The sequence below is a fragment of the Nocardioides sp. Z24_21 genome, assembly GCF_058134345.1.
This window is the reverse complement of record NZ_JBYTTH010000003.1, coordinates 307,697-320,366: the sequence shown is the minus strand read 5'-3', so window position 1 is coordinate 320,366 and position 12,670 is coordinate 307,697. Positions and strand designations below refer to the sequence as shown.

The 12,670-nt window shown below is 73.2% G+C and carries 8 protein-coding genes; 6 read left to right on the top strand and 2 right to left on the bottom strand.

The features are described 5' to 3' along the window. Nucleotides 1-240: 240 nt before the first annotated feature. From AC3X7Z_RS13045 to AC3X7Z_RS13020, 6 genes are all read left to right on the top strand, one after another. Nucleotides 241-6,819, top strand: coding sequence for a ThuA domain-containing protein (locus AC3X7Z_RS13045; protein WP_489976177.1), 6,579 nt, complete (start codon nucleotides 241-243; stop codon nucleotides 6,817-6,819). Between the two features lie 85 nt (nucleotides 6,820-6,904). Next, entirely contained in the window at nucleotides 6,905-7,081 is a 177-nt protein-coding gene (locus AC3X7Z_RS13040) for a hypothetical protein (protein ID WP_186341878.1), read from the top strand. A 162-nt stretch (nucleotides 7,082-7,243) separates the two neighbouring features. Next, nucleotides 7,244-8,500 carry an NAD(P)/FAD-dependent oxidoreductase gene (locus AC3X7Z_RS13035; RefSeq protein ID WP_489976176.1) on the top strand — a complete coding sequence of 419 codons (1,257 nt, stop codon included), beginning with the start codon at nucleotides 7,244-7,246 and terminating at the stop codon, nucleotides 8,498-8,500. Nucleotides 8,501-8,618: 118 nt separating this feature from the next. After that, nucleotides 8,619-9,554: a universal stress protein gene (locus AC3X7Z_RS13030; protein WP_489976175.1), complete on the top strand. Its 936-nt coding sequence runs from the start codon at nucleotides 8,619-8,621 to the stop codon at nucleotides 9,552-9,554. Between the two features lie 63 nt (nucleotides 9,555-9,617). After that, a complete protein-coding gene (locus tag AC3X7Z_RS13025; protein WP_186341881.1) occupies nucleotides 9,618-10,631 on the top strand; it encodes a zinc-dependent alcohol dehydrogenase in 1,014 nt (337 codons plus the stop codon). Between the two features lie 253 nt (nucleotides 10,632-10,884). Continuing rightward, a complete protein-coding gene (locus AC3X7Z_RS13020; RefSeq protein ID WP_186341882.1) occupies nucleotides 10,885-11,184 on the top strand; it encodes a hypothetical protein in 300 nt (99 codons plus the stop codon). Between the two features lie 10 nt (nucleotides 11,185-11,194). Here AC3X7Z_RS13020 and AC3X7Z_RS13015 read toward each other — a convergent pair whose 3' ends face one another. Then, nucleotides 11,195-12,058 carry a sulfite exporter TauE/SafE family protein gene (locus AC3X7Z_RS13015; protein ID WP_186341883.1) on the bottom strand — a complete coding sequence of 288 codons (864 nt, stop codon included), beginning with the start codon at nucleotides 12,056-12,058 and terminating at the stop codon, nucleotides 11,195-11,197. Further along, complete coding sequence (locus AC3X7Z_RS13010; protein WP_489976174.1) at nucleotides 12,055-12,648, bottom strand: rhodanese-like domain-containing protein; 594 nt, start codon at nucleotides 12,646-12,648, stop codon at nucleotides 12,055-12,057. The genes AC3X7Z_RS13015 and AC3X7Z_RS13010 overlap by 4 nt, the downstream gene beginning before the upstream one ends. Between the last annotated feature and the right edge of the window lie 22 nt (nucleotides 12,649-12,670).

Here is a 12,670-nt window from a genome sequence, read left to right as displayed (position 1 = left end):
TCCGGCGAAATGGGATCCTTAGTGTGACGAGCATCACGGGTGACTCTCGGCCACCCGCGTCGGGAGAGGGGCCACGGTCGCCATGGCGAGTTCCCCTCTGCCCCGCCCCGGGTCCTCGCCGCGCTCGTCGCGGCTCCCGTTCCGGCCCCGTTCCCGCGCCGCTGCCCTCGCAGCCGGCCTCGCCGCCCGGTCCCCGAGCGGCGCCAGCAACCCCGCACGGCCATGAGAAGGCAGGACAGCATGCGCAGCTTCCGTTCACCCGCGGCACGTGTCAGGACATCCCTCGCGGGACTGGTGGCGGTGGCCGTCGCCGCCGGGGGCATCGCCACCGCCCCCGCCGCGGCCGCCGCCCCGCCACCGCTGGCCGGCACCACCCAGCGGACGGCGGCGCCCACGGCTGCGGTGGCCGCCGCGGTGGAGCCGACCTTCGACGTCCTCGTCTTCAGCAGGACCACCGGGTTCCGCCACGACTCGATCCCGGCGGGCGTCCGGGCCGTCAGGCGGCTCGGGGCGCAGTACGGCTTCACCGTCGACGCCACCGAGGACCCCGCCCAGTTCACCGAGGCCAACCTCGCGAAGTACGAGGCGGTGGTGTGGCTGTCCACCACCAGCGACGTGCTCGACGACGCCCAGCAGGCGGCGTTCGAGGCCTACATCCGTGCCGGCGGCGGCTACGTCGGCATCCACGCGGCCTCCGACACCGAGTACACCTGGCCCTGGTACGGCCGGCTCGTCGGCGCCTATTTCCAGAGCCACCCCGCCGGCACTCCCACCGCCACCATCAACGTCGAGGACCGGAGCACGCCGTCGTCCTGCGCGCTGCCGGCACGGTGGACGCGCACCGACGAGTGGTACAACTTCCAGTCGCCGACCGACCCCGTCGTCAACGGCGGGGGCGCCGACTACAGCCCCCGCACCAACAGCGACATCAACGTCATCGCCTCGCTCGACGAGTCGACCTACGACGAGAACGACGGCGCTCCGGGCGACGACGACCACCCGATCGCCTGGTACCAGGAGTTCGACGGCGGCCGCAGCTTCTACACCGGTGGCGGCCACACCGACGCGTCCTTCTCCGAGCCCCTCTTCCGTCTGCACCTGCTCGGCGGCATCCAGTACGCCGCGGGCGAGGCACCCGACGGCTGCACGGCGCCGCCGCCCACCGACGCGTCGTTCGAGCAGGTCACCCTGGCCAAGGGCGTCGACAAGGTCGGCGAGCCGATGAGCATCTCGGTGCTGCCGGACGGCCGCGTGCTGCACAACGCGCGCGACGGCCGCATCTTCCTCACCGACCTCGAGGGCAACACCACCCTCCTCCACGACGTCCCGATCTACTCCCACGACGAGGACGGCCTGCAGAGCCTCACCGTCAGTCCCGACTTCGAGGACGACGGCTGGGTCTACCTCTACTACGCACCGCCGCTCGCCACGCCGGCCGGCGACGCCCCCAACGAGGGCACCGCCGAGCAGTTCGCGACGTGGCAGGGCTACAACGTCCTGACCCGGATGAAGATGGTCGACGACGACCTCGACCCCTCCACCGAGCAGGAGCTGCTGCGCGTCGACGCCAACCGCGGCATCTGCTGCCACGCCGGCGGAGCGATCGACTTCGACGCCGACGGCAACCTCTACCTCTCCACCGGCGACGACTCCAACCCGTTCGCCTCCGACGGCTACGCGCCGCTCGACGAGCGCGCCACCCGCAACCCGGCCTACGACGCGCAGCGCAGCTCGGCCAACACCAACGACCTGCGGGGCAAGGTGCTGCGCATCACGCCCGACCCGACCGCCGCGAGCTACACGGTGCCCGACGGCAACCTGTTCCCGGAGGCCGACGACGCCCAGGGCAAGACCCGCCCGGAGATCTACGCGATGGGCTTCCGCAACCCGTTCCGGATGACGGTCGACAAGCGCACCGGCTACGTCTACCTCGGTGAGTACGGACCCGACGCCGGCGGCGCCAACCCCAACCGTGGCCCCGGGGGCATCGTGGAGTTCAACCAGATCCGCGAGGCCGGCAACTTCGGCTGGCCCTACTGCACCGGCACCAACACCCCGGCCGAGACCTACAACGAGTGGGACTTCGCGACCAACACCACCGGCCCCAAGTTCGACTGCACGGCGCCGGTCAACAACAGCCCGCACAACACCGGCCTGACCAACCTCCCGCCGGCCCAGCCCGCCTGGATCAAGTACGACGGGGGGAGCGTCACCTACGGCGGCGTCACCACCAACGAGTTCGGCGGCGGTGGCGAGGGCCCGATGGCGGGCCCCGTCTACAACTACGACCCCGACCTCGACTCCGACGTGAAGTTCCCCGAGTACTTCGACAACCACTTCTTCGCCGGCGAGTGGACCCGCGGCTGGATCCGCGACATCGCCATGGACGCCGAGGGCGACGTGGCCGGCATCGACCCGTTCTTCGACTCCTCGACCCTCTACGCCGCGATGGACATGGAGTTCGGACCCGACGGCTCGCTCTACGTCCTCGACTACGGCAACGGCGGCTACTTCACCGGCAACGAGAACTCGGCCGTCTACAAGATCAACGCCATCAACGAGGGCGCCCGCTCGCCGTCGGCGTCGGCCACCGCGACGCCCGACTCGGGCACCGCCCCGCTGACCGTGCGGTTCTCCAGCGCCGGATCGAGCGACCCCGACGAGGGCGACTCGATCGTGTCCTACGCCTGGGACTTCCAGAACGACGGCACCGTCGACTCCAGGGAGGCCGACCCGACGTTCGTCTACACCGAGAACGGCGTCTACGACGCCCGTCTGACCGTCACCGACACCACCGGTCGCACCGGCGTGGCCACCGCGGTCGTGACGGTCGGCAACACCCGGCCCACGGTCGAGATCGAGATGCCGCCCGACGGCGCGTTCTTCGAGTTCGGCGACTCCGTGCGGGTCAAGGTCACCGTGACCGACCCCGAGGACGGGGAGATCGACTGCGACCGGGTCGAGATCGACTACATCCTCGGCCACGACTCCCACGGCCACCCGCTCAGCTCGCGCACCGGCTGCGACGTCGTCCTGCCGACCGTCCGCGACGAGGGCCACGACGCCTCCGCCGACATCTTCGGGGTGATCAACGCCAGCTACACCGACGAGGGAGGGGGCGGCGTCCGCACGCTGACCGGTGAGGACGAGGTCGTCCTGCAGCCCAAGCGCAAGCAGGCCGAGCACTTCGACACCCAGCAGGGAGTCGCCACCGAGGCGACGACCGATCCCCTCGGCGGCTCGCGCAACCTGTCCAACATCGACGCGGGCGACCACGTGTCCTACGCGCCGATCAGCCTCCACCAGGTGCCGCGCCTGCGCTTCCGGGTCGCGTCGGGAGGCGTCGGAGGCACCATCGAGGCCCACCTCGACAGCCCCACCGGGCCGCTGGCCGGCTCGGTCGACGTCCCGGTGACCGGGGGCTGGCAGCAGTGGCAGTTCGTCGACATGGACATCGCCGAGTCGGCGCGGGAGGGCTCGCACGAGCTGTTCCTGGTCTTCACCAACGACGACCCCGCCGCCACGGGGCTGTTCAACGTCAACTTCTTCGACGCCGCCGGCAAGGGCGTCTCGGTCAACTCACGTCCGCAGGTGGGCGCGCAGGGCACCCCCAGCCAGGGCACCGCGCCGCTGACCGTCGACTTCGAGGGCTCCGCGTCCGACTTCGACGGTGACGAGCTGACCTACCGCTGGGACTTCGGCGTGCCGGGTGACGCCGACACGGCCACCAGCCTCGACGCCCAGTACACCTACACCGAGCCGGGCTCCTACACCGCGCGGCTGACCGCCACCGACCCGTCCGGCGCGTCGGGCTCGGCCACGGTCCCGATCCGGGTGCTCAACGCCTGCGGGGTCCAGCAGTCCGACGAGTTCGACGGCACCTCGCTCGACGGCAAGTGGGACGTCATCCGCGACAGCGGCACCTGGAGCGTGGCCGACGGCGGTCTCCAGCTGCCGATCGACACCGGGAGCCTCTACGGCATCGGCGGCAACGCCAAGGACATCATCGTGCAGGAGGCGCCCGACGGCGCGTTCGAGGTGACCGCGAAGGTCACCGCCGAGGTGACCGAGAACTACCACCAGGCCGGGCTGCGGCTCTACTCCGACGACGAGAACTGGGCCTCGGTCCACCTCATCTCCGCCGGCGGCAACCGCGACGTGGAGTTCATCTACGAGGCGCAGGGCGCACCGCGCAACGAGGCGGCCGACAAGCTCGGCGGCGTGCCTGCCGGGTTCCCGTCGACCTACTACGTGCGGCTGACCTCCGACGGCACCGACCTTCGGGCGTCCTACTCCGCCGACGGCGAGACGTTCTCCCCGGTCGGGCGGCCCGCGCCGATGAGCACGTTCGCCACGCCGCGGATCGGTCCGGCCGCGGTGTCGGGCGGCGCGACGACGAGCCCGACCGCGACGTTCGACTGGATCCGCTTCGAGCCCGACGGCACGAGCGGCGCCACCGACCCGAGCGACGAGTTCACCGGCACCTCCCTCGACGAGTGCCGCTGGAACGCCATCGTCCGCGAGGACCCGACCACCTACGAGGTGGCCGACGGCGAGCTCACCATCACCACCACGGAGGGTGACATCTACCAGACGCCCAACGCGGCGGGGGCGACCAACTTCGTGCTGCAGTCGGCCGCCAACCTCCCGACGGACTACGTCGCGGAGACCAGGCTGTCGGCGACGTTCACCGACGGCTACGCCCAGGGCGGCCTGCTCGCCTACGGCGACGACGACAACTACGTCAAGCTCGACGTCATCTCCGACACCGGGCAGGGCCGGATCAACCGGGTCGAGCTGCGCTCCGAGCTGGGTGGGGCCATCCAGGACCCGCAGCCGCAGGTCGACCTGCCGGCCAACGTGACGTCGTACCGCCTGCGGCTGACCAAGGACGGGTCGAGCTACACCGGTGAGGTCGCCGTCGACGGCGGCGAGTGGCAGGCCGTGGGCACCGTCACCCACCCCACGGCCGACCTGGACCTCGGCCTGTTCGCCCTCGGCGTGCAGCAACCGGGCCGGACCGCGTCGTTCGACTACTTCCGGCTCACCCCGGCAGCGGCGGAGAACCGTCCGCCCGTCGCCGACGACGACACCGCCGTCACCACGGCCGGGCGGGAGGTCACCATCTCGGTGCTCGCCGGTGACACCGACCCCGACGGCGACGACCTCACCGTCGAGTCCGTCAGCACGCCCGCCCACGGCACGGCGAGGATCAACACCGACGGCACCGTCCGCTACACGCCCGACGCCGGCTACTCCGGGACCGACACGTTCGACTACGTGGTCAGCGACGGCAACGGCGGCACCGACACGGGCACCGTCACCGTCACGGTCGCCGAGACCTGTGAGACCGACACCCCCGACGACACGTTCGACGGGGACGCGCTCGACACCTGCCGGTGGGACGCGATCGTCGCCGACGATCCGGCCACGCGCCGGGTGGCCGACGGGCGGCTGTTCCTCACCACGACGCGGGGCGAGATCTACCAGGGCGGCACCGGCAAGTCCAACCTGATCCTGCAGTCGCCCGACCACGCCGGTGACGACTGGACGCTCGAGGCACACGCCGACGTGGAGGGACTCGACGGCGGCTACAGCCAGGCCGGCCTGATGGCCTACGGCGACGATGCCAACTACGTGAAGCTCGTAGTGATCTCCGACGATGGCCGGACGGCGCCCAACCGCGTCGAGCTGCGCTCGGAGGTCGACGACCGGATCGTGGGTGGCGACCCGCAGCCCGAGCTCGCCATCCCCGACGGCACCGACCTGAGCGACATGCGGTTCCGGCTCACCAAGGCCGGCACGTCCTACACCGGGGAGGCGTCCTTCGATGGGGGCGCGACCTGGGTGGAGATGCCCCGGGCGGTCGTCAACCCGATGACCGGCCCGCGGTTCGGTGTGTTCGCCGCGGGCGTGCTGCAGGAGGGTGACGAGGTCTCCTTCGACACCTTCCTCGTCGACGGCGAGGACCCGGTCGACCCGGGCAACGCCGCCCCGAAGGCGGTCGACGACACGGCGACCACTCCGCAGGGCACCGCTGTCAGGGTCGCCGTGCTGGCCAACGACACCGACGCCGACGAGGGCGACGAGCTCTCGGTGCAGTCGGTGACCAAGCCCGCACACGGCACCGCCGTCGCGGCAGCCGACGGCACGGTGACCTACACCCCCGACGCCGGCCACTTCGGGACCGACACGTTCGACTACGTCGTGACCGACGGCACCGACACCGACACCGGCACCGTGACGGTGACGGTCACCAGGGCCGAGCAGCCGGTCCCGGACACGAGGATCACGGGCGCCCCGCGTGACGCCACCCGGGCGCGGACGGCGACCATCCGGTTCACCGCCACCGGTCCCGGCGCCGGGGGAGCGAGGTTCGAGTGCTCCCTCGACGGGTCGGCCTGGCGGGCGTGCACGTCGCCGAAGACCTACCGCGACCTCGACGACGGGCGGCACCGGGTGCGGGTCCGGGCGGTGGGAGCGGGCGGCACCGACGCCACGCCGGCGACGGCGACCTGGACGGTCGACCGCACGGGGCCCACGGTGCGGAGGACGACCCCGACCGGCACCACGCGCGACCGGACGCCCACCGTGGGCGCGGTCGTCTCCGACCGGCACTCCCGGGTGCGCGCCGGCGATCTGACCCTCTTCGTCGACGGCACCAAGGTCGGCGGGGTGCGCTACGACGCGCGGAGCGGGCGGATGAGCTGGACGCCCAGGCGGGCGCTGTCTCCCGGGCGTCACACCGTGCGTCTCGTCGCCGAGGACGCACTGGGCAACCGGACCGTGGAGGGCTGGCGGTTCACCGTCCGGCGCTGAGCCGCGCAGTCCCACCACGTCGGCCCGTCGCCGCGCCCTCCCGGGCCGGTGCGGGCCGACCGGGCCCTCCCGCTAGGGTCGCCTCATGGTGGACGGCACGGGTGTGGCGGCGGCGTCGGCCGACCGCGTCCACCGGCCGTCGCGGGTGCCGTCGGGCGCCGCGCTGCTGGCGCTCGAGCTCAGCGAGGAGGCCCGCGGCGTCCGCGGCCTCGACGTCCTGCGGCGCAGTGTCGACCGCGCCCCTCCGGCCCCGCTGACCTGACCGCCCCGGGTGCGCCCACCGTCGCGCCCACCCGCCGCACGCAGCCCTCGCGCGCCCGCACCGGGTCGCGCCACGCTGCCCCGGCCGCTCGTCCCGCCGACCCCGCGACGACGACGGCCCCGTCGGCGTTCCTCCCGACCTCCCCTTGCAGAAAGCAGAGCCATGACCAAGCGCGTCGCCATCGTCGGAGCCGGGATGGTGGGCCTGTCCACCGGCTGGTTCCTCCAGGAGCACGGCTTCCACGTCACCGTCCACGAACGCCGCCACGTCGCCGGCGGCTCCTCCTGGGGCAACGCCGGCTGGCTCACCCCCTCCCTGACCGCGCCCCTGCCCGAGCCGGCCGTGCTCACCTACGGGGTGCGGGCCGTCCTCAGCCCGTCCTCGCCGGTCTACCTGCCGCCGCGGCTCGACCCGCGGCTCGCGCGCTTCCTCGCCGGGTTCGTCCGCCACAGCACGGCGCGCCGGTGGGGCATCGGCATGCGCGCCTACGCCCCGATGAACCGCCAGGCGCTGGCGGCGTTCGACGAGCTGGCCACCGGGGGAGTCGAGGCGACCACGCGCCTCGCGGACCCGTTCCTCGCCTGTTTCCGCACCGCCGAGGAGCGGGCGGTGCTCGTCGAGGAGCTCGAGCACGTGCGCAGCGCCGGACAGGACGTGACGTACGACGTCCTGTCGGGCAGCGAGGCCCGCGCGCTGGAGCCGTCGCTGACCGCAGCCATCGGCGGCGCCGTCGTCCTGCACGGGCAGCGCTACCTCGACCCGCCGGCGTTCCTGGCGGCCCTCGCCGACTCGTTCGTCGCGCGAGGCGGCGAGATCCGCGAGTCGAGCGCCGTGACGGACGTGCGCCAGACCGCTGGGGGCGCCTTGGTCACCACCGACGACCCCCCTGCCGGACCGCTGCGCTACGACGCCGTCGTGCTGGCCAATGGCGCGTGGATCGGCACCCTGGCCCGCCGGTTCGGCGTGCGCCGGCCGGTGCAGGCGGGCCGCGGCTACTCGTTCAGCGTCGGCGGTGACCGGCTGCCCGAGACGCCGGTCTACTTCCCAGCCCAGCGCGTCGCGTGCACGCCGCTGCCCACCGCCGACGGGCCCCGGCTGAGGGTCGCGGGGATGATGGAGTTCCGCGACACCGACGCCCCCCTCGACCCGCGCCGGATCGAGGCGATCGTCGAGGCGACCCGCCCGCTGCTCGACGGCATCGACCTCGACGACCGGCGCGACGAGTGGGTGGGCGCCCGTCCGTGCACCCCGGACGGGCTCCCGCTGATCGGTGCGACCGACGCGCCGGACGTCTTCGTCGCCGGGGGACACGGCATGTGGGGCATCGCCCTCGGGCCGCTCACCGGGAGGCTGCTCGCCCGGCGCATCGCGACCGGAGCCACGCCGGCCGAGCTCGTCGCGTTCGACCCGCTCCGCTGAGGGCGTCCGGGCACAAGGTCCCATGTCCTGACGGGCCGTCGGCCCTCCCCAACGGCCGCGGTCCACCGAAAGGATGGTGGTGGGCGGGAGGTGCCCGCCGGGACGAGGAGGCGTGGAGATGTCGAAGGACCGGAGGTCGGCTGCAGGGGACGGCGACGTGGTGGTGGGCGTCGACGGGTCCCGGGCAGGCGTCCAGGCGTTGCGCTACGCCGTCGCCGAGGCTGCGCGCCTCGGGGCGGGCGTGCACGTCGTGCACGCCGTGCCGATCTTCGTGCCGATGACGCCGATGTACCCCCTGCCGGTCGATGACCTGACCACCGCCGGACAGGCCGTGGTGCAGAGGACGGTGGACGAGGCCCGGGCCCCGGAGTCGACCCGGCTCGCGACGAGCCTCTCCCGCGAGGGCGCGGTGCCGGCGCTGCTGGCGGTCAGCGAGGACGCCCCGCTCGTGGTGCTCGGCGCCGACCGTCGTCCGGTGGCCGCCCGCATCTTCACCGGCAACGTGTCGACCGCCGTCGCGGCGAGCTCGCGGGCCCCCGTCGTCACGGTGCCCGAGACGTGGCCCGGGGGCGAGCCCACCGGGACCGTCCTGGTCGGCATCAAGCGGCCCGACGGCTCGCCCGAGCTCCTGGCCGAGGCGTTCGCCACCGCGCAGGCCCGCGGAGCCCGGCTGGTGGTCCTGCACGCGTGGCGACTGCCCAGCTTCTACGAGGACGTGGTGGCCCACCGCGTCGCCGAGACCGACTGGGCCGAGCGCGCCCACGAGGAGGTCGACCGCGAGCTCGAGCAGTGGCGGGCGGTCTACCCCGACGTCGAGGTCGAGGTGCGCGTCGTCCACGACCAGCCGGCCCACGCCCTGGTGAGCGCCTCGGAGCGGGTCGACGAGATCGTGCTGGTCCGCAGGCCGCGCGGGGTCGCGGCCGCCCTGCACCTGGGCCCGACCGCGCGCGCCGTGATGGCCAATGCGCACTGCCCGGTGCGGATCGTGCCGTCCGACCGCGGGCTGTCGACCGCCGACCTGGTCCTGGAGGACGCAGGAGAGCTCAACAAGTAGCACCCGCAGCACCGCCGTAGCGCCCACGCAGCACCCACGCAGCACCGACCTGAGGAGAACGACATGCGAGCAGCAGTAGTCCCGGAGATGGGCGCGCCGCTGGAGATCCGCGACATCCCGACGCCGGAGCCCGGCCCCGGGCAGGTGCTGGTCAAGATCGAGGCGAGCGGGCTGTGCCACACCGACATCCACGCCGCGCGCGGCGAGTGGCCGATCAAGCCCAAGATGCCGCTCATCCCGGGTCACGAGGGCGTCGGCAAGGTCGTCGCGGTCGGCCCGGACGTGGACACGCCCGTCGTCGGCACGCGGGTCGCCCTGCCGTGGCTCGGTCGTGCCTGCGGTCGGTGCCGCTACTGCGTCAGTGGGTGGGAGACCTACTGCGTGACCCCGGAGTTCACCGGCTACACGATCGACGGCTCCTACGCCGAGTACGCGATCGGCTACGCCAGCCACGCCGTGCCGGTGCCCGACGGCGTGTCGGCCTTCGACGCCGCGCCGCTCACCTGTGCGGGAGTCACCACCTACAAGGCGCTCAAGGTGGCGCACCCGCAGCCCAACGAGACCGCGATGGTCGTCGGCATCGGCGGCCTGGGCCACCTCGCGCTGCAGTACGCCAAGGTGTTCGGCACCACCACGGTGGCCGTCGACGTCGAGGACGCCAAGCTCGACCTGGCCAAGAAGCTCGGCGCCGACCACGTCGTGGACGGGCGGGGCAACCAGGCCGTGGAGCTCGAGGCCCTCGGCGGGGTGGACATCGCGGTCGTCACCGTCCCGTCGCCCGCCGCGATGCGTGCCGCCCACGCCTCGCTCAACCCCAACGGCCGCCTCGTGCTGGTCGGCCTGCCCGCCGACAACCGGCTCGAGCTCCCGGTGTTCGAGACGGTGCTCAAGGGGATCTCGGTGACGGGGTCGCTGGTCGGCACCCGCAACGACCTCGCCGACTGCTTCGCCCTCCACGCCAACGGGCGCACCCGCGTGGTCGCCGAGCCGCGTCGCCTCGAAGACGTCAACGCCTGCTTCGAGGAGGTGCTGTCGGGAGCGGTCCCGGCGCGCCTGGTCTTCGACATGGCCACCTGAGCTCCCGAGCCGGCCGGGGGCTGCAACCCGGCCGGCTCGGGTGGCACGTCCGGGGCGTGCGACGTGCACGGTTCCGGCGTGCGCCGTTCCGCCCTGGCGTGACCCCGTGGACTCTCCGGATCGGCGACGCGCCCGCACATGCGAGGGGGGAGCGGGGGTACCGGGCGTCACCACCACCGCCGGTGGCAGGCCGCGTCCGGGCGTCACGCGTACGCACGACCCGGACCGGTCGTCGCGACAGGAAGAGGCGCCGATGACAAACGACAAGCCGGAACAGGTCGAGCGGGAGTCGACCCCCAACAGCTCGGGGCCCGACGGCGCCGCGGGCGGCATGGGCTCGAGCAGCGAGTGGGTCGGTCACACCGGCCCGGGACAGCAGGGGGCGGACGGCCTCCGCGACACCTCGGCCCAGGGGTCCCCGGTCGACGCACCTCCGGAGCAGAGCCCGGGCGGTGAGGAGCCGCAGCCAGAGGGCGTCGAGCCCAAGGCGGGCTATCCCGAGCAGGACCCGCGCCACGACGACCACCCGCACCGCTCCGGACGGCAGGACTGACCGACCGGAGCTATCCGGCGACCACGCGGCGCAGCGGGCAGGCCCGGACGAACTGCCAGCACGCGCCGGCGGCGAGCCCTGCCGTGACGATGACGGTCAGCGCGGCGGGGGCGGCCCAGGCCGGGCCCTGCTGCACCAGGACGAAGCCGCCCATGACGAGCACGAACCAGCCGAACGCCCGCCGGAGCCGGGCCTCGGGCACCCGGCCCGCGAGCCGGCCGCCGAGAACGCTGCCGACGACCGCGGCGGCGGTGACGCTGAGGACGAGTCCCCACGGCAGCTCGACCGAGCTGAGGTAGCCGGCCAGCCCGGCGAACGACTTCATCGAGATGACCAGCAGCGACGTGCCGACCGCGACCGACATGGGCAGCCCGCCGAGCAGGACCAGGGCCGGCACGACGAGGAACCCGCCGCCGGCTCCGACCAGGCCGGTGGCCACGCCGACCACGAGGCCGTCGACGACGATCCGCCTGACCGGCAGCTCGCCGTCCGACGCGTGGGCCGGCGGGTTCTTGCGCCCACGGAGCATGGCCAGCGAGGTCGCGACCATCATCGCCGCGAACGCGATGAGCAGCACGTTGCCGGGCAGGTGCCCGCCGACGAGACCGGCGGAGTAGGCGCCGATCATGCCGGCCAGTCCGAAGATCAGGCCGGTGCGCCACTTGACCCGCCCGTGGCGGGCGTGGCTGACCAGGCCCGCCACGGAGGTGACGCCGACGACGAAGAGCGAGGCCGCGATGGCGACCTTGGCGTCCAGCCCGGCGACGTACACGAGCAGCGGGACGGTCAGGATCGAGCCGCCGCCGCCGAGCATCCCGAGCGAGACGCCGACGAGCACGGCCAGCACCACGACGACGGCGACGGTGGGGCTCATGCGGCGTCGTCCCCGGAGAGCGCGGCGACGATCTCGTCGATGTCGCACGAGTCGGCGGTGCGGTTCCACGGCATCTTCGACAGCGCGACGCTCATGGCGCAGGTGTTGGTCAGCGCCGCGCCGGTGAGTCCGGTGCCGATGGCCGCGGCGACCCACTTGAGCCGCGGGACGGCGGTGCTCGCGAGGACGCTGCCGGCGACGATGGTGCCCGCCACGAGGCGGACCTGGCGCTCGAGCTCCCAGGTCTGACGGCCACGGTTGACCGGGGCGCCGATGGCCTCCCAGCTGGTCATGCCGCCGTCGAGCACCCGGACGCCGGGGAGCCCGGACTCGCGCAGCGCGCCCTCGGCCTGCGTCGCCCGGGCGCCCGAGCGGCAGACCAGGACGACGTCCTCGTCGAGGTGGCGGCGCAGCTCGTCGCGGTGCTCGCGGAGCGTGTCGAGCGGGACGTTGTAGGCGCCGGGGATGTGTGAGGTGTCGAACTCCGCCGGGGTCCGGACGTCCAGGATGCGCGGCGGCTCGCCGTCGGCGAGGCGCTCCTGGAGGGTGTGGGCGTCGAGGGTGCGGGCCTCGGTGGGGGTGCTGGTCATGGCAGGTGTCTCCTGATCGGGG